The following is an 18,544-nucleotide window of genomic DNA, read 5'->3' as shown; positions in this document are numbered from 1 at the left end:
GCACCCAGAAGCCCGCCCGCTCACCCGTGAGGGGAATGTGCTCGGCGGCGGCGCGCGGCACGCGTTCTGCCCCAGCTCGCCGGCGTACCGGGAGGCCGCTACCGGCATAGCTACCCAATTGGCTCGCCGCTACGCCGACCACCCGGCCCTTGCTCTGTGGCACGTGCACAACGAATACGGCTGGAGCAACCACGCCTGCTACTGCGACGCCTCGGCAGAGGCGTTTCGTCGCTGGCTGCAGCAGCGGTATGCCACGCTGTCCGCGCTCAACGAGGCATGGGGCACCACTTTCTGGGGCCAGCGGTACGGCGACTGGGCTGAGATCGACCCGCCCCGGCTCGCACCACCCGGCGTAAACCCCGCCTTGCAGCTGGACTATCTACGTTTCTCCTCCGACGAGTACCTGGACTGCTTCCGAATCGAGCGGGACATCCTGCACCGGCTCGCCCCCGGCGTGCCCGTGACGACGAACTTCATGGTGCCCAACTGCAAGTGGGTGGACTACTGGAAGTGGGCCGCCGAAGTCGATGTGGTCTCCAACGACCATTACCTGCAGGCTGAGCGGCCGGACAACCACATCGAACTGGCCATGGCGGCCGACCTCACCCGGTCAGTCGCGCGTGGCCGGCCCTGGCTACTTATGGAGCACTCCACCGGCGCGGTCAACTGGCAGCCTCGCAACATCGCCAAAGTTCCCGGCGAGATGCGCCGCAACAGCTTCGCACACATCGCCCGCGGCGCCGACTCCGCGATGTTCTTCCAGTGGCGCGCCTCCCGCTTCGGGTCGGAGAAGTTCCACTCCGCGATGGTGCCGCACGGCGGCACCAGCACCCAGATCTGGCGTGACGTCGTCCGGCTCGGCGCCGATCTGTCCAACCTGGACGAGCTAGTCGGCACCCGGGTGGTGTCGGACATCGGCATCGTGTGGGACTGGGAAACATGGTGGGCCCTCGAACTGGAGTGGCGCCCGTCCGTCGACCTGAGTTACCTCGACCGGCTATCGGCGTACTACGAACGCGCCTGGCGGGCGAACCGCACCGTCGACTTCGTCCAACCCGAGGGCGACCTGTCCGGGTACCCGATGGTGCTCATCCCGAGCCTGTACCTGATGTCCTCCTCCTGCGCCGCGAATCTCGCGGCATACGTCCGGGGCGGCGGGACGCTGGTGGTTTCCTACTTCTCCGGCATCGTGGACGAGATCGACACCGTGCACCCCGGCGGACACCCGGGTGCGCTGCGCGACCTGCTCGGCCTGTCGGTGGAGGAGTTCCTGCCGCTGCGTGCCGGAGACCGTGTCCGCCTGGAGCGGAGTCTGACCGCCGATGTCTGGGCCGAGCGCCTGGTCCTGGCCGGGGCCGAGCCGGTGCTGCGGTATCTGGACGGGCCGGCCGCCGGCGAACCCGCCGTCACCCGCCACCGCGTCGGCCAGGGCACCGTCTGGTACGTCTCCACCCGTCTCAACGGCCGTGACCTCGATTTAGTGCTGCGGGAGGCTGGCCTTACCGCCCGCGACGGTCTCCCGGACGGCGTGGAGCTGGTCAGGCGGGTCGGCGACTCAGCCAGCTATCTGATCGCGATCAACCACACCGACCGGGACGTTGAGGTGGCCGCTTCTGGCAAGGAACTGCTCACCGGCGCGCCCTGCCACGGCGTTCTACCGCTGCCAGCCGGCGACGTGCGGGTGCTGCGAGCCGCTTCCTGAGCACCTGGCCGCCCGCTGGACAGGGAAGTCACGGCGTAGCTTCAACACGGTCAGGAGGGTATCCGAGAACCGAAAACTCTCCTGACCGCCGCGGTGACAGTCGTTAAGTCACGGCGCCAACATCAAGACAGTCCACATTGGGTAGCCCTGCTGCCGTGGTCGGATCCAACCGGATGGTGTTGCTGCCCGCGTTCAGTGAGACCGTGAGGGTTTTGGTGGCCCACGTTGACCACGCGCCGGTGGACTCGAGCGAAACCGTTGCCACCGTGGAGCCATTGACCATCAGGTTCGCCGGCCGTGCGCTGCTGGCGCCGTTGGCGAACCGGACCGCGAGCGTCGCCGTACCTGCCGCCGACATATTCACTGCAAACTGGGCGTAGGCGCCGGTTGCGTTGTCACCGTTGCAGAAACCGCTGCCAGAATAGCCGGCATGATTGGAATCGATCGTCCCCTGACAAACCGCCGGCCCGGTCTCCGCCTCGTAACGTGTCGGTTGCGTGTCGACGGACGTCTTAACGAGTCCGAGGTCATCGACGAAGAGATATCCGTTGCCACTCGCCGCTCGGATGGTGACGATGGCGGTACCGGCGGATAGCGGGATGCCAGCGAGTTCTCGCCGGGACCAGCCGCTTGACGCCGGGACGTTGTACGTGCGCGAGTTACCGCTGGCGTCGGCGACCGTTACCTGGGCGGCGCTGAGCGAACCACTGGTCCTGGCGAACAGCGATAGCGCGTAGGTGCCGGCCGGCACGGTGATCTGTTGCCATACGCCACCCGCGTAAGACTGTGTGGCGCCGATCTGAAGCCCGAAGCGAGAGCCGTTCGCGCCGCCGTTGACGTTGGTCACGATGGAGCTAGGCCCCGACTCGCGAAAGTTGGCCCACCCCTGCACCTGGGGGACGATGATGCGGTCGGCCTGGAAGTTCGGGTTGAGAACATAGTTGTTCTGTGGCCCGACCCGCCACTCTCCGGTCGTGGCATTGAACTGCCACTGGCTCACCGAATGGAACTGCGGCCGCGCACCGGACTTGGTCACCGGCATCCACTGGTTGTACCCGATGCCGTTCCACGCGAAGTCGGCCCACCGGTCACCGGCGTAGATCACCGCATTCTGCACGGTTCCCTTGACCGTCACGAAGAATCCGGTCTGGGTCACGTGACTGTAGTCCATCTCGGTGCCCTGGAGCGTGTACTCGCTCGTGTAAGCGCCTTGGATGTTGCTGCTGGTCGATTCGATGACGTGCGTGACCGAGGTGTTCCAGCCGTGCAGGTCCGACGCCGCGTGGTAGTACTTGCCGTCGAGCTTGAACATGGCGTTGCCTTCACGGCCGGAAGCGTTGTAGCCGATCTGCACCCCAGGCTCCACCCGCAGCGAGTCAGACTCCCTGAGCTTGCCGACGAATGCGCGAGCACGCCCGGACCGGTTCGAGAAGATGAGGTAGTCCTTCCCGTCGTCGTCGGTAAAGACGGTCTGGTCCCCCGTGCCAGTCGTCGGCGAGTTGACGATCTGGGTCTGGAAGTAGCCGTAGCCGAAGTTGTCGGTAGGCGAGTCGCCCTGCAGGAACAGCACGCCGTCACCGCCCCTCGAGGGCAGGTAAGCCTGCACGACAAGCACGTACTTTCCGGTGTTCTCGTTGTACGAGACGCCAAGGCGTCCCACCCAGGCCGCCGAGCCGAGGGTGGTTCCGCTGCCCAGGCTCGTGGACCGGGTAGCGACGCGGTTCTCGAATTTCCAGTTCACCAGATCCTTTGACGAGTACACGGGGATCGAGACGAACGACACGTCCCCGTCGTACTTCCTCGTTGGATTGGCCCGGTAGAGCTCGGCGCCGGTGTAGTGCACGCCGTACCAGTAGTAGGTGTCGCCGAACCGGAAGACTCCACCACCCTGCGAATAGATGGGGTTGCCACTTGTGTCATTCCAGAACACGTCGTTCGTGATGGTCTGGAAGGTACCCGCATCGGCAGCGACCAGGTTGTCGGCGGCGGTCACCAGCGCCGTCTTCGCGGCGGCGACTTCCGGTGCTGTTGCCGACGCATCGGCAGCGACACTTGCCGCGCTGTCCAACGCCTTGGCGAAGGGCGCCCAGGAGTCGCCGGAGTACCCGCTCGCAGAGCGAGTCCGGTAGTCCGCGACCAGGCTCTTCAGGCCACGAACCATCACCAGCCCATCAGTGGCGCTCTGAAGTTTCGCGCGCGCCGTACGGCGCCCAGTGGGATCCTCCTTCCCCTGTTGGATCAGCGTCGCCGCCGCATTCCTGGCCGACGAGAAGGACTTCCAGGAGTTGGCGGTATAGTCCGCGGGCTCGTACTTCGCGACGTTGTCGTAGAGACCCACAAGTGTGTCGGCCGAGGCGGCCTCGCTGGTCGTGGTCGCCGCGGAGATGGGACCGGCTGTCGCCATCACCATGAACAGCAATGTCGCGGCGACCAACCCTCCTCGCTTCAGGTTCTTGCGTGACCTATGTTTCATGCTGCTGCCTTTCGCTCATATCGAACTGCGCGCTCTGTCCACCTTTCATTCCGAGGGGTCACGACGGTCCACATTGGGCTACCGTGCCGCTGCGGTCGGATCCGACTGCATGTTGCTGCCGGCGTTCGGCGAGGCGGACAGGACCTGTTGTCCAGTACGACTCGTCGCCCAGGGCTGCTCCGCTCTGCTGAGGGAATCAGGCCGCGATGAACCCGGAACGGCATGACTGCTCAAACTGACGCCATACCGCTGAGCCGGAACGACCTTCGGGTGTCCCTGCCATCCAGTCCTTCACGATCTCGGCTTCATCCGCTGTCGTGATCCGGTCTTCCCTGCGCCACTTGGGCGCACTCCGGCCGATCAAGCTGACGCTCTGGCGCTCATGCTTTCCAGTGCGGGCTTTCGCCGATCTTCGGAGCACCTGCTTCACCTGCGGAAGCAGGTCGAGCCTTCCTTGCCTCAACGCTTCACCGACGCCTACACACGACTCCGGCCACCGTGGGCCGGCCGTCAGCCCTTCGGGATAGTTCTCTGCATGGCCCCCTCCGGCGTCACGCTGGGTTTCGTGGCTGTGAGCGCTCCCAGTTTCCAACCAAAATCGAGTGCTGTCAATGGTTAGCTTCCCGGGTAGACCTTTGGTCGTCAGGTGGTGCGAACTCCGGGAGCGCTCACAGCCAGGGGCAAGATCCCGGTTATCGAGGCGACAAATCCCTGAGCGGGAAGACTGGTGGGGCGGCGCATGGTCCACTGGCCACACCGCAATGTCGACAAGCGCCCCGGCCGAGATGCGCGGCGGGGACACGGTTCGGCAGGCCCAGGACGAGGTCGCCTTGGGCCTGCCGACTAGAACTCGGAGAACCTAAATTCCGAGAACCTAGAACTCCGAGTAGACGGAGATGGCGGGCAGGGGCCGGCTCTGGTAGTCGAACAGGGCCTGGTTTTCCCACGCGTTGCCGGAGTTCGGGTCGTACGGGTCCCAGCCGGATCCGCGCACCGCGGTCCAGGTCGGCTCCCAATAGAAGACGCCGAGCCCGCGCCCGTTCGGGACGTTGGCTACCACGCGGAACACGTCCCGCAGCTGCTGCGCCTGACCCGCTGGAGTGGCCGGGTAGCCGCACCGCTGCTGATGCGTCGACTCGAAGATGTTGCCGGTGGAGTCGTTCTGCGCCAGCGTGAACCCGTAGGCGGTCTCCATGACCATCACAGGTTTGCCATACCGGGCGGAAACGTCGTTGAGATTGTTCTGCAGCTCCGCCAGTGACCCGTGCCAGTAGCAGTAGTAGGACGCCCCGATGATGTCGAACGGCACGCCACGGCTGGTCGCGTTGTCGAACCACCACCGGTACGTCGAATTGTTGCCACCCCGGTCGAGGTGCAGCATCACCCGGGTCGAGCTGGATACCGCCTTGGCTGCGTTCGCCCCGGCTGTAAGCAGCTGCGCCAGGTTGTTCCAGTTGTCGGTGTGCCCGTCCGGCCACAGCATGCCGTTGGTGGTTTCGTTGCCGATCTGGGCTATGTCCGCTGGCGTGCCTTGGGCGGCGAGTCCGCTGAGTACGTCGTAGGTGTGGTTGTACACCGCGGTCCGCAGCTGGCTGAAGCTCAGGTTCCGCCAAGCGGCCGGTTTGGTCTGCTGGCCCGGGTCGGCCCACGAGTCCGAGTAGTGGAAGTCGATGATCAGGCCCATGCCGAGCCCCTTGATGCGCCGCGCCATCTCCAGCACCCGGGACTTGTTGTTGAACCCGTCAGGGGGGTTGACCCAGACCTTGAGCCGGGCGTAGTTCATGCCGCTGTCGCGCAGCAGCACCAGCGGGTCGACCCGGTTGCCGTTGGCGTCATAGTAGACGCCACCGAACGCCTCGTTCTTGGCCAGCGTGGAGACGTCGCCGCCCTTGATCTGGACAAGCCCGGAACCCCCGCCGCCGCTGGAGACCAGCTCGACGTCGTCGAAGTTGATCCAGTTTCCGGCATTCGCGTTGGACACAAAGCTGATCGTGCACTGGCCGGCACTGACCGTGGCGGTCACCGAGATCTGCACCCACGTACTGCCGGAGGTCTGCGGGATGTTCGTGCGCGGCTCCGGGCTGGCGCCACAGTTACGTAGCGCGATATAGGCTGCGTTCTGGCCGCCGCTGGAACGCACCCACACCCGCAAGGTGTAGCTGCCGTTGGGCACGTTGCTGAAGTACTGGTAGGTCTCCACCTGGTAGGCGGACGACGCCCAGTGAGCCAGCCGGTAGCTGCCGCTGCGGCCGCCTGGTTCGGTGTACGAGGCGCTGGTCTGCCCGGCGCCGGACCACTCCTCCCAGGCGCTGGGGGTCTGGGTCCGTCCGTTCGCCTCGAAACCGGGATTTACCACGGTCGGGGCAGCCTGGGCGTGGGCGGGTGGTAAGACAGCCGCGGTCACCAGCGCGGCGGCGAGCACCGCGAACGTTCGTCGGAATAGTCGCCCTGTCATGGGCATTCGATCCTCCATTCGGCGTGATGTCTGATGGCAGCGCTCACAACCAGAAACCCAGACGCAACGCCGGACGGAAGCACTCCCGACACAACCAGTCGACCTGCCTCGCTGTCAAGAGCACAGCAAAGGTCGTCGAACGACGTCCTCATGCAGACGGTAGGCGACACGGCGTTCTACCGGTGCCGGCCGGCGACGTGCGGGAGCTGCGAGCCGCTTCCTGAGCTCATGGCCGCCTTGCGACCCGGCGGGCAAGGTGCCCGTATTACGCGTGGAGCAGCCCGGGAGAGAATGGAAGCATGACAGAATCCCGCGGCCGCGCGCCTCGACGACCCCGCCCAACCATGGATGATGTGGCGCAGGTGGCGGGCGTGTCCCGGGGCACGGTGTCGCGGGTGCTCAACGGTGGGCACTACGTGTCGGCTCCGGCCCTTGAAGCGGTGCAGCGGGCGATCCGCAAGACCGGATACGTGGTCAACCAGCACGCGCGCAGCCTCGTCACCCAACGCTCCGACTCGGCCGCCTTCATCCTCGCCGAGCCGCAGGACCGGCTGTTCGAAGACCCCAACTTCAACATCCTGCTGCGCGGCTGCACCCAGGCACTGGCCGAGCGCGACATCACCCTGCTGTTGACCATCGCCGGTACTCAAGAAGACCGCAAGCGCATCGGACGCTATGTGACCGCCGGACACGTCGACGGGGCGTTACTGGTCTCCGATCACGCAGGCAGCCCACTCATCGACGAACTGCACTCCCGCGGATTGCCCGTCGTCGCCTGCGGACGACCCCTCGGGCATGAACGCGACGTCTCATACGTCGCCGCCGACGACCGCGACGGCGCCCGGCAAATGGCCACCTACCTGCGGTCACGCGGCCACCGCACTATCGCCATCATCACCGGCCCTCTGGACACCTCTGGCGGCGTGGATCGGCTGGCCGGATACCGCGACGCGCTCGGCGAACCCGACCCCATGCTGGTGGTAGCCGGCGACTACACCCGCGCCTCCGGCGAGGCCGCGATGGAACAGCTGTTGCGCCAGGCCCCAGACCTCGATGCCGTGTTCGTCTCCTCCGACCTCATGGCCGCTGGAGCGATCACCACGCTCCATCGGGCTGGCAAGCGGGTTCCCGCGGACGTGGCCGTGGGCGGGTTTGACGACTCGGCCGTGGCCACCGCCTCCGTACCCCGGCTAACCACGGTCCGCCAGCCGCTGTCACGGATCAGTACTGAAATGGTCCGCCTCCTGTTGACCAGCATTGCAGGCGAGCAGCCGTCAGCGGTCATCCTGCAGACCGAGCTCGTGGTGCGCGAGTCCGCGTAGCCGCAACGAAGTTACCCTGATGCCCTTCGGCGCCGCCCTGCGTTCAGCGGTGAGCGCTCCCAGCACGAAGCGCCCAACAGAGTAAGCAGAGCAGCGTAGTTGCGGCCTATCGACGGTCCTGCTTAATGAACCGTCGGCCTCGGCGTCGGAAGCGCTGGCCGCATGACCGCTCGGCGACCCGGCGACTCATCCTTGACCGTTGTTGACAAATATTTAAAAGTGTCCACTCTTGAGTGCTTATCCGGGCAACCATCTCGCTCATGTCCCGCACCACCCACCCGGAGGGAGATGCTGAAATATGAAGCGAAGAGTGGCCGCCGTAGCGGCGTCGATTCTGGCCGCCGCAGGTCTGAGCGCCGCCGGCGAGGCTAGCGCAGCGCCTCGAGCCGATGTCGCAAGCCCAGCCGCGAGCTCGGTAGCCGGCGTCTCACCACAGATAATCGCGGCGTTGCAGCGTGACCTGCGCCTGTCCGCAGAACAGGTACGCGCCCGGCTGGCACGCGAAGATGTGGCGGCTCACACCGAAATGCTGTTGCGTCAGCGGATAGGCGCGAGTTTCGCCGGAGCGTGGCTAATCGGTAACGCCGAGACACTGGTCGTGGGCATCACCGATGCCGCCCAGGCAGACGCCGTGCGCTCCGCCGGCGCCAAGCCATTGCTGGTGACCCACAGTGAACAGCGCCTCAACGCGATCAAGGCCGTTCTGGACGGTGCCAGCTCGAAAGCGACACGCCAGGTGGCCGGCTGGTACGTCGACGGCGCCAGCAACAGCGTTGTGGTCATCGCCCACACCCTGGCCGCCGGTGAGGAGTTTGCGGCGGCTTCGGGCGCCGAGCCCGAGGCCATCCGCGTCGTCGTGTCCAACGAGTCTCCCGAACCGCTCTACGACGTACGCGGTGGGGACGCCTACTACATCAACAACCGGATCCGGTGCTCGATCGGCTTTTCCGTAGTCGGCGGGTTCGTCACAGCTGGACACTGCGGTTCGGCCGGATCTACCACGGCGGGCCATAACAACGTCTCACAGGGCACGGTGCAAGGTTCGTCGTTCCCGGGCAACGACTACGGCTGGGTGCGAGTCAACTCCAGCTGGACGCCGAGGGGCGTGGTAAACAACTACGCTGGCGGAACCGTCGCGGTAGCGGGCTCGCAGGAGGCGTCCATCGGCGCGTCAGTCTGCCGCTCGGGTTCGACCACCGGCTGGCGGTGCGGCACCATCCAGGCCAAGAACCAGACCGTCAACTACGCTGCCGGCCCGGTGTACGGGATGACGCGCACCAGCGCTTGCGCCGAAGGCGGCGACTCGGGCGGGTCGTTCATATCGGGTAACCACGCCCAGGGAGTCACATCAGGCGGATCGGGCAACTGCACAAGTGGCGGCACCACATTCTTCCAACCGGTCAACGAGATCCTGTCGGTGTACAGGCTGACGCTGGTCACCTCCGGCGGTGGTGGAGGATCCACCTTCAGCCTGGTTGGCGCCGGCTCAAGCAAATGTATCGACGCGGCGAGCGCCTCCCAAGCCGACGGCACCATGTTGATCATCTACACCTGTCACGGCGGGACCAACCAGCGCTGGACGCAGACCGCTGCCGACGAACTGCGGATCTACAACAACACCAAGTGCATGGATGCGGGTGCCAGCCAGCAGGGCACCCAAGTGACGATCAACTCCTGCAATGGCAGCAACAGCCAGAAGTGGACGTTGAACGCCAACGGCACCATCAGCAACGTCCAATCCGCTCGGTGCCTCGACGTCAACGGCGGGAGCACCGCTAACAACGCTGCTGTCATCGTGTGGAGCTGCCACGGCGGCTCGAACCAGGTTTGGAGCCGTCAGCCCTAAGGAGAGTTGCGGGTGGGGCCATCGCTCCACCCGCAGCTCAACCATCATCAGACAGCTTCCGGCGCACGTCTTGGACTGGGTTTCGCACGTCGTAGGTGCGTAGGCGGCCGCACATGCCAAAGCGCTGGGTGGGGCTCGGCGGCGCTTGCAGCCGCGCGGCCGCACTGAGGTGGTTCCCGTCGCCGCGAGCGAGTGCGTCGAGGATGGCGGCGGTGTGGCGGGCTTGGCTGGCGACGGTTTCTTCCCATATCTGGCGCCATTGAGCGGCCAAGGGTTGGACCAAGGCGGTCGCGTCGCAGTAAAAGCGCTCGAGCGGCCCGCGGTCGCCCGATGAGGTGGCCTTGACCAGCCGCTGGAAGCCTTCGACGGCGAGATTGCGTCGTTTCTGCGCGGCGTTGTCGAGTACCGGTTCCGGCTCGCCGTATGGCAGGGTCGCGGCGTGCCGATAGCGGTCCGGGTCGGTGACGATCTCTGGTGGAAAGGTCATCACGGCGTCTCCGGCCTCGGGCAGGCCCCCGTTTGACATGATCACAATCAGTCGGAGGCCGCCACGGTTGACGGCACGGTGGATGGTGCCGGGGGTGAACCAGACCACGGTCCCCGGTTGCAGCGGTGTCTCGTGGAACCCGGACAGGTCGAGGGTGTGGAGAGCGCCGCTGCCTTCAACCACGACGTATGCCTCGGTGGAGGCGGTGTGCAGGTGCGGTGTGCCGCCGATGAGCCCGTCGGGGCAGGTGCTGTTGTAGACCGCAAGGTGGCTGACAGAGGTGCCACCAGGAAAGGCGTGACTCACGACGGCACTCCCTGGGGAGGGGCAAAGTTCCGGCTCAGGATGGAACGACCAAGGTCGGCGAGGTGGGCGGTTCCCTCGTCACCGTGATCCCCGGTGGCGATGACGACCGCGTAGCGGAAGCGGACCGTGTCGTGGTCCGGCACGGCGAGCTCCTCGCTGAAGAACGGCGCTGGACACAAGCATGCGAACTCTTGGCTGCGCACGAACCACTGCGGCGGGTGTTGCGGGTTCGCGGTGTCGTCCACCATGACGATGGTGGACCGCCGGCCGCTCTCGTCGTGGCGACCGCGGAAGGCGAACCATTCGGCCCGTACGCCGCGCAGGTCGTCGCCCGATCCGGTGCCCTGCGGCGCCTGGACGGTGCCACCGGTGAACGACCGTGGCCCGCGCCAGAACAGCCCGCCGTAGCCTGCGTTGGGTCGGCCCTTGGTGGTGGGCGATCCGATGTAAAGCGTGTCGCCTGACACGTTGGTCATCGCAGACTCGAAGGTGAGTACCCAGGAAGTGTCGTCGATGAGCACGGCGGTCAGAGCCCGTTGCTCGTCGATGACAGGTGCGCCAGCTTGGGATGTCCAGTCAAGACGGTGGGCGATACGGAGGGAGCTGCCCTGGGAGGAAAGAGCGATCAGCTCGCGATGGGTGGCGCTGCCGTTGTTATCCAACTGAACGTAGCTGCCATCCACGTAAGTAGGGCCACCCCAGAAGTTGTGCTCCCCGACGTGCGGCAGCGACCAGGCGATCCCTTTGTGCCAGACGTGGTCGTGCGGTCGGAACAGGCTCACCTCGTCGCCGGCAAGGGTGCGGATCGGATGCAGGTACGGCTTGGGCGACTCCAGAACCGGCGTGTCCGGGTGGTACACGTAGGTGAACAGCTCCACGCCGGCCGCAGTGCCGGTAATCGAGCTGCCCACGGCATGTATCGCTTGCATGGTGTGCGTCACGGGCTAGCTGCTTCCTTCCAGGGTGCGCCGGCGCCGTCCATTCGCGTCGTGAACGGGCTGTCCGGTCCGATCTGCCCACTGCGGACACGCTTGCCGGTGAACGCCGACGCGTAGAGCGCCGCGACGAACTCCATCGTGCGCCGGGCGTCAGCGAGCCTGACCGGTGGCGGCTCGCCGCGATCGAGGGCGTCGAACACCGCTTCGATCTGTGCGGCATGGCCGCTGGGTACGTTCTGGCCGTCTGCGGTCCACTCGGCAAGGAGGGTGTCATGGCCCGGTGCCGGGGTGAAGGTCCAGTCCTTGTCGTCGTACCCGTAGAGGTGCTCGACCTCGACGGTGGCGTGCTCGTAGTCGAATCGCAGCGCGGAGGTCTGTCGTGGCGAGATGACCGAGTTGACCACGGAGGCGACCGCGCCGTTGTCGAAGCTGACCAGGGCCATCGACACGTCTTCGGTATCGGTGGGCCGTGCCTGGCGGACGGCCAGGGCGGTGACTTCGATCCATGGCCCGAGGACCGACAGCAGCAGGTCGAACTGGTGGATGCCGTGGCCCATGGTGGGTCCTCCACCCTCGGACTCCCACGTGCCGCGCCACGGGGCAGAGAAGTAGGCGTCGTCGCGATACCACTGAGTGGCGCAGGTGGCCAGCAACGGCCGGCCGAGATCGCCGGCCGCGGCCAATCGTCGCAACCGGTTCGCGGCCGAGCCGAAGCGGTGCTGGAACACGGTGGCCACATGGCCGGTGGATAGGCGTTCGGCTTCGACCATCTCGTCGAATTCGGCCAGGGAAAGGGTGGGAGGCTTCTCCACCAGGACAGTGACCCCGGCGCGCAGGCATTGCACGGCAAGCGGGGCGTGCTGCTCCGGCGGAGTGCAAAGGTGGACGAGGTCCACCTGCTGCGCGTCCAGAAGTTCGGCCAGACCGTCGTAGGCGTGCGGCACGTCCCACCGATCGGCGAACGCCTTGGCTCGGGTCGGGTCGACGTCGGCAACAGCGACGAGGTCGGCGCGGTGCCACAAGTCCTTCAACGCCCGTCCATGGGCGACGGCGATCCCTCCGGTGCCGACGATCGCGGTCCGGTACCTGCGATCGGACATCTGCGTCCCTTCACTTTCCCTCAGGCGCGCCAGCCCCTCGGGGCTGGCGCGCCGGTTGCGTTATGCGCGGTCGATCTCAACCTGTAGTTCCTTGATGAACGCGGCCGCCGCCTCATCCGGTGTTGACCGTCCAAACAGGACCGCCTCGGTGTGGCGCTTGAGAATGGCCTCGATGCTGCTGGCGCCATTCGGGGTGACCCGCGGCGCTGGACCCACCTTGATGCTGTCCAGGTAGGCGACGGCCGCCTTGTCGGTCTCGGTCAGCTGCGAGGCGATCATGGCTCGGATCTTGTTGTTGGCCGGCACGCCGCGGTCGGTGAGCAGCACGTTTGCCGCCGCCTCGCTATTGGCCAGGAAATCGACGAACAAGGCGGCTTCGGCGGGGTATTTGGAACGCGACGAGACCGACCAGAACATCGACGGCTTGTAGTAGGCACCCGGTGACTTGGCCTGGGCCTCGCCAGGAAGCTTGAGCAGCTTCAGATTCTGGCCGCTGGCCTTCGTCAGCGAGGTGAGCTGGGTGTTCCACCAGGTGCCGAAGACCGAGCTGTTGGTCGCGGTGCCCGACTGGTCCAGCCCGGCGCTGGCCCGCTCGATCGTCACCGACGGTTGGGGCGCGATGCCCGTCTTCGCCAGATCTGCCAGGTAGGACCAATAGCCGGCCAGGACATCCTGCGGGATTACGACGTTGCCCGTGTCGTCGTAGAGCGACGCGCCAGCCTGGCGAGCCCAGATGTTCACACCGCCGGCGTCGAAGCCCCAGGACTGCACGCCGGTCACTTTTCCGCCGCTGGCCTTGGAGATCTGGTCGCCGATGGTCTTGAGGTCGTCCCAGGTCCAGGAGCTGTCATCGGGTAGTTGTGCGCCGTACTGGGCAAGGAGATCGGTGTTGACCACCATCGAATAGACGGTCAAACCGACCGGCACCGCGTACTGCTTGCCGTCCACCTGACCGGTGGCCAGGGCGTTGGGGTCGAAGTCCGCGGTCTTCAGGTGCTTGCTTGCCGTAGCGAGGTCGAACAGCGCGCCGCGTTCGGCGTAGGAGGCCAGGTACAGTTCGTCCATCTGGATGACATCAGGGGCGTCGTTCGCAGCGACCGTGGTGGCCAGGCTCTCCCAGTAGCCGTTCCAGTCTTTGAACTCACCTTTGACGGTGATGTTCTGATGTTCCTTCTGGAAAAGATCGATCACTTGCTGGGTACGCTCATGGCGGGCGTCCGAACCCCACCAGGTGAAGCGCAGGGTGACCGGCTTGTCCGACAGCTCAAGGTCGGAGTTCGAGCCGCCGCTGCCACACGCGGGCAGGACCAGTGCGCTGGCCAACGCCAGCGCCACCGCACCTGACGCACGACGCGTTCGGAAAATACGCATGATCGTGTCTCCTTCACAGTGGTGCGAGGAGGTGCTACTTGCCTCCAGTGGTGGCGATGCCCTTGACCAGGTAGCGCTGGCCGAGCAGGAATGCCAGGAAGACCGGCATGAGTGACACGACGCTCATCGCGAACATGGAGCCCCAGGATGTGGCGACGGTCGAGTCGACAAATGAACGTAGGGCGACCGGCACTGTGTACAGGTCCGGATCGGTCAGGTAGATGAGCTGGCTGAAGAAGTCGTTCCAGGTCCAGATGAAGGTGAAGATCACCGTGGTGGCCAGGGCCGGCTTCATCAGCGGCAAGATGATCTGCAGGAAGATCCGCCAATGACCACAGCCGTCGATGCGTGCCGCCTCATCCAGTTCTCGTGGCAGGCCACGGATGAACTGCACCATGAGGAAGACGAAGAACGCGTCGGTAGCCAGTAGCTTCGGCACGATCAGGGGCAGGAAGGTGTTGATCCAGTCCAGCTGTGAGAAGAAGATGTACTGCGGCACGATGATCACGTGGATCGGCAGCATGATCGTGCCGAGCATGATGGCGAACCACATCCGCTTGCCCGTGAATTCCAGGCGAGCAAACGCGTAGGCCGCCATCGAACAGGACACCAGGTTGCCGATGATGCAACCCAGCACCACGATCGCCGAATTGAACAGGTAATGCCCGAACGGCGAGGCGAGCGCCTCCCAGCCGTCGGCGTAGTTCTGGGTTTGCAGGCTTTCCAGAACCAGGCCGGGCCGACGGAAGATCTCGTTGTTGGGGCGTAGCGAGCTGACCACCATCCACAACACCGGGTAGAGCATGACCAGCGCTAGCAGGCACAGGCTCAGGTGTTTGACAGCGGATCGCGTCCAGCCGACGGACCACCTGCGCCGGCGCGACGCCTGTGGCGGCGGCGCCGTCCCACTCGGCCGGTCGGTTAAGGCGGATCCCCGGAGGCGGTTGGTGAGGTCAGTCATCGTAGAAGACCCAATACTTGGCGGCCCAGAAGTTGACCGCGGTGAGTGCAGCGATGATCATCAGTAACAGCCACGCCAGCGCCGACGCATAACCCATGTCGAAGCTGTTGAAGCCGCGGTGGTACAGGTAGAGCGTGTAGAACAGCGTGGAGTCCGACGGTCCCCCGCTGCCGCCAGAGACCACGAACGCCTGCGTGAACGACTGGAATGCGTGAATGATCTGCAGGACCAGGTTGAAGAAGATGATGGGCGACAGCAGCGGCAGCGTGACGCGCCAGAACATGATCCATTTGCTGGCGCCGTCGACGGCGGCGGCTTCGTAGTACATGATCGGGATCTGGCGCAACCCAGCGAGAAAAATGATCATCGGGGCGCCGAACGTCCACACATTGAGCACGATCAGTGTGGACAGTGCCGTGCTCGGATCGGAGATCCAGCCCCGGCCCTCGATCCCCACCAGCGCGAGTAGTTGGTTGACCAGACCCTCGGCGCCGAAGATCTGCCGCCACAGCACCGCGATAGCCACACTGGACCCCAGCAGGGACGGCAGGTAGAACGCGGACCGGTAGAACGCCAGCCCGCGCAGGCCACGGTCCAGCAACATCGCCAGCGCCAACGCGCAGGCCAGCTGTAGTGGCACCGACACCATCACGTAGGTGAACGTCACGCCGAGCGCTTGGTGCAACCGCTCGTCGGACAACATCCGCGTGAAGTTGTCGACGCCGTTGAACTTTGGCGGCTGGATCAGGTTGTAATCGGTGAAGCCGAGCACCAGCGACGCCACGATCGGGCCGATCGTGATCAGCCCCAGCCCGGCAAACCATGGCAGCAGGAACGCAAGGGCGGTCCGGTTGTCCCGTTTCTGGGGTGAGCCGCGCGTGCTCCCCTTTATGCGCCGCAGGTCGCCGAGCGCACTCATCCGCCGTCCCTCCGCAAGTGACTCATCGCCCGGGCAGGTGGTCCTACTTGGACTGGGAAAACGTTTTCCACACTTTGCACCTCCGGCTGCGGGCAGTCAAGAGTTTCCGGCGGATTACGAGACCTGCCTCGCCCGGAAGGCAGCGGAAACAGCCGGGCGGATGAGGGTGGTCGGCCTGCGGTCGATGCAGACCGTCTGTCTACCTACGCCATCCGGGAGCTGGCGCGAACGGCCGGGCGTATGGGGTGGGCGCGCGTGCCGGTCTGGCCCGCCCACGTTTGCGCTGGGCTACGCCCGCCCGGCATCACCATCCCCGCGGTGCCACTGGAGGTCACATGTCAACCCGCAGGGCTTTGCCCGGGTCAGGTCCCTGGGCGGGTGCTGTCGCGGACCACCAGCTCGCCGCGTTCGGTCGTGCGCCGAGGTTCGCCGGGGCCGCCGAGGGCGAGGCGGATGGCGTCCCGCCCGATGCGGGCGAGCGGGACGGCGACGGTGGTCAGCCGGGGTGTGACGTCGGTGGCCAGCGGGATGTCGTCGAACCCGGTGACCGAAACATCCAGCGGCACACGAATACCGGCCGCACGTAGGGCGGACATCGCGCCGATGGCGATCACGTCGTTGGCGCAGACCAACGCGTCGGCCCGCAGCGGCCCGCCGGCCAGCAGCCGTCCGATGGTCTCGAAGCCGCCTCGTCGGCTGACCTCGCAGTTGACGACCTGGATGTCGTCCGGGTCTAGACCGCCCTGGACGAGGCCGTCGGTGAAGCCGGCGGCTCGGGCGCTTACGTTGGCCCTCTCGGCGGCACCGGCCAGGATCGTGGCCCGCCGATGCCCCGTCCCGGCCAGGTAGGTGCCGATAGCCGCCGCGCTTGCCCGGTTTTCCACGCTGATCGTGTCGAACGGCATGTCGGTGTCGCCGAAGATGACCACCCGGCCGCCGTCACGCTGGTAGGCGAGCAATTCCCGCAGCAGCCGGCCATCCAGCACGTCGGCGTTGATACGGCTGGAGGTCAGCACCAGTGCCCGCGGTCTCAAGGCGCACATCAGGCGGACGGTCTCCAACTGCCGTTCGGGCGTTCCGGCTGTCGACGCGACGGTTACGAACGCGTCGACCGTTCGGGCCTCCCGCTCCATCGCGGCGACGACGAGCCCGATCGACGCCGTGGTGAGGTCGTCGGCGACGAGCGCGATCGCATCACTGCCCCGGCGCATAGCGCGAGCCGAGGCATCGGCCGTGTAGCGCAGTGTGGCCGCCGCAGCGAGCACCCGCTCCATGTATTCGGGGGCGACCGTGCGAGAACTGCCTCCAAGCACCCGGGACGCGGTCGACACCGACACACCGGCGGCAGCCGCGACGTCATGCAGCGTGACTGTGGGCCTGGCTGGGTGGGGCACGTCGTTCCTCCCGGGACAACCGATCCTTCGGCCGCCATTGCCGGTGACCACGACGATACCCGACCGCGGCGCGGCGGCCCCGGTTCACCGCGACGGGGTGCTATCCCGCAGGATCACGCTCGTCGGCACGCGTATCACGGGCTGCTGGGGGTCGTCGCCAAGCGCCAGTTCCATCGCCATCACGCCGACCTGGTGTAGCGGGATAGCCACCGTGGTCAAGGCCGGATCCAGGTCGGCGCACCAGCTGATGTCGTCGAAGCCGGCGACCCCGACATCCCTTCCCGGTGTGAATCCCGCGTCGCGGATCGCTGTCATGGCGCCGATTGCCATCACATCGTTCACCGTGACGATGGCATCGACCGTGGGCGGCCCGCCGTCTAGCAGCCGCCGCGTCGCCTCGTAGCCGCCGTCGCGAGTGAACCGGGTCTCCACCACGAGCGGCTCCGGCATACCCGCTTCGCGCAGCCCGGCCAGGAATCCGTCACACCGGTCCCGTGACGTGCGGATCTTACGTGCGGCGGACAATACTGCGAACCGCCTGTATCCCCGCGAGACCAAAGCCGACGCGAGTTGCCGCCCACCGCCGGCATTGTCGATGGCGACTGTGGGAAACCTCAGGCTCTCCTGGCTGACCATGACGACCCGGCCACCCACCGCCTGGTACGCCTGCAACTCATCATCAAGGGTGGTATCGGTGCCCGCCCCGTCGATCCGGCTGCCGGCGACGATGATGACACGTGGCCGTTGCCCACGCAGCGTCCGCACGATCTGCAGTTCGCGAGCCGGCGAACGATCGGCGACGGCGACGGTCGGAATAAGCGCGTGAGCCTGCGCCGCCACGATCACCCCACTTGCTATCGAGGAGAAATACGGATCATCGATGTCGCTGACCACCAGCGCCGCCGTCGGGGTTGAGCCCAGGGCGATGGCCTGCGCGGACAGGTGCGGCTGGTAGCCCAGACGCTCGGCTGCGGCCACGACGCGTGAGATGTATTCCGGCCTTACCGTGCGAGTGCTGCTGCCGTTCAGCGCCCGCGATGCGGTCGCGACAGATACACCCGCCTGACGTGCGACATCGTGCAACGTCGGCGCGGCCTTCTGCTTACCGCGCCGCCCCGCCTCCATAACCAGCATTGTGCCACCGGGCGGCACACAGGAGCCCACTCGCCACTGATCGAGGCTTGACTATCGATATGGGTCGTGTTGGAATACGTTTTCCAGGTGCGTACGGATGCTCACACGCCAAGAGCGGCGGCCTCTTGGCGGTCCC

General features: G+C 65.9%; 14 protein-coding genes. 3 read left to right on the top strand and 11 right to left on the bottom strand.

Going from position 1 to position 18,544, the window contains the following annotated elements; all coding sequences use genetic code 11:
* Positions 1-1,702: beta-galactosidase (locus C1I99_RS04240; protein WP_111132826.1), on the top strand; the 1,702-nt coding region annotated here is incomplete at its 5' end.
* A gap of 103 nt (positions 1,703-1,805) precedes the next feature.
* Here C1I99_RS04240 and C1I99_RS04235 read toward each other — a convergent pair.
* The 3 genes from C1I99_RS04235 to C1I99_RS04230 all read right to left on the bottom strand — a co-directional run bounded on the left by C1I99_RS04235 (position 1,806) and on the right by C1I99_RS04230 (position 6,630).
* Positions 1,806-4,136, bottom strand: a complete 2,331-nt coding sequence (locus C1I99_RS04235; protein ID WP_199561939.1) for a family 43 glycosylhydrolase — start codon at positions 4,134-4,136, stop codon at positions 1,806-1,808.
* A gap of 235 nt (positions 4,137-4,371) precedes the next feature.
* Positions 4,372-4,605, bottom strand: a complete 234-nt coding sequence (locus C1I99_RS32215; protein WP_146603885.1) for a hypothetical protein — start codon at positions 4,603-4,605, stop codon at positions 4,372-4,374.
* Positions 4,606-5,049: 444 nt separating this feature from the next.
* The gene (locus C1I99_RS04230; protein ID WP_111132820.1) at positions 5,050-6,630 is read right to left on the bottom strand and encodes a glycosyl hydrolase 53 family protein; all 1,581 of its coding nucleotides are present in this window, start codon (positions 6,628-6,630) and stop codon (positions 5,050-5,052) included.
* Positions 6,631-6,974: 344 nt separating this feature from the next.
* Here C1I99_RS04230 and C1I99_RS04225 point away from each other — a divergent pair, with 344 nt between their 5' ends.
* Positions 6,975-7,952 carry a LacI family DNA-binding transcriptional regulator gene (locus C1I99_RS04225; protein WP_233512318.1) on the top strand — a complete coding sequence of 326 codons (978 nt, stop codon included), beginning with the start codon at positions 6,975-6,977 and terminating at the stop codon, positions 7,950-7,952.
* A 448-nt stretch (positions 7,953-8,400) separates the two neighbouring features.
* A complete protein-coding gene (locus C1I99_RS04220) occupies positions 8,401-9,798 on the top strand; it encodes a ricin-type beta-trefoil lectin domain protein (protein WP_233512317.1) in 1,398 nt (465 codons plus the stop codon).
* A gap of 37 nt (positions 9,799-9,835) precedes the next feature.
* Here C1I99_RS04220 and C1I99_RS04215 read toward each other — a convergent pair whose 3' ends face one another.
* From C1I99_RS04215 to C1I99_RS04180, 8 genes are all read right to left on the bottom strand, one after another.
* Positions 9,836-10,591 carry a cupin domain-containing protein gene (locus C1I99_RS04215; RefSeq protein ID WP_111132817.1) on the bottom strand — a complete coding sequence of 252 codons (756 nt, stop codon included), beginning with the start codon at positions 10,589-10,591 and terminating at the stop codon, positions 9,836-9,838.
* A complete protein-coding gene (locus tag C1I99_RS04210) occupies positions 10,588-11,532 on the bottom strand; it encodes a DUF6807 domain-containing protein (protein ID WP_199561938.1) in 945 nt (314 codons plus the stop codon). The genes C1I99_RS04215 and C1I99_RS04210 overlap by 4 nt, the downstream gene beginning before the upstream one ends.
* Positions 11,529-12,629, bottom strand: coding sequence for a Gfo/Idh/MocA family protein (locus tag C1I99_RS04205; RefSeq protein WP_111132816.1), 1,101 nt, complete (start codon positions 12,627-12,629; stop codon positions 11,529-11,531). Before C1I99_RS04205 ends, C1I99_RS04210 begins: the two co-directional genes overlap by 4 nt.
* 60 nt (positions 12,630-12,689) lie before the next feature.
* The gene (locus tag C1I99_RS04200) at positions 12,690-14,000 is read right to left on the bottom strand and encodes an ABC transporter substrate-binding protein (RefSeq protein ID WP_111132815.1); all 1,311 of its coding nucleotides are present in this window, start codon (positions 13,998-14,000) and stop codon (positions 12,690-12,692) included.
* Between the two features lie 34 nt (positions 14,001-14,034).
* Positions 14,035-14,961, bottom strand: a complete 927-nt coding sequence (locus C1I99_RS04195) for a carbohydrate ABC transporter permease (RefSeq protein ID WP_111132814.1) — start codon at positions 14,959-14,961, stop codon at positions 14,035-14,037.
* Positions 14,954-15,880 (bottom strand): carbohydrate ABC transporter permease, encoded by a 927-nt coding sequence (locus C1I99_RS04190; protein WP_111132813.1) that lies wholly within the window; start codon positions 15,878-15,880, stop codon positions 14,954-14,956. Before C1I99_RS04190 ends, C1I99_RS04195 begins: the two co-directional genes overlap by 8 nt.
* Before the next feature lie 362 nt (positions 15,881-16,242).
* Positions 16,243-17,325 (bottom strand): LacI family DNA-binding transcriptional regulator, encoded by a 1,083-nt coding sequence (locus C1I99_RS04185; RefSeq protein WP_111132812.1) that lies wholly within the window; start codon positions 17,323-17,325, stop codon positions 16,243-16,245.
* Positions 17,326-17,358: 33 nt separating this feature from the next.
* A complete protein-coding gene (locus C1I99_RS04180) occupies positions 17,359-18,408 on the bottom strand; it encodes a LacI family DNA-binding transcriptional regulator (protein WP_199561937.1) in 1,050 nt (349 codons plus the stop codon).
* Positions 18,409-18,544: the final 136 nt, after the last annotated feature.

Origin of the sequence: Micromonospora deserti, from assembly GCF_003236335.1 — a bacterium.
Classification (GTDB): domain Bacteria; phylum Actinomycetota; class Actinomycetes; order Mycobacteriales; family Micromonosporaceae; genus Micromonospora; species Micromonospora deserti.
Note: the sequence above shows the minus strand (reverse complement) of the source record. Positions and strands in the feature narration are given on the sequence as shown.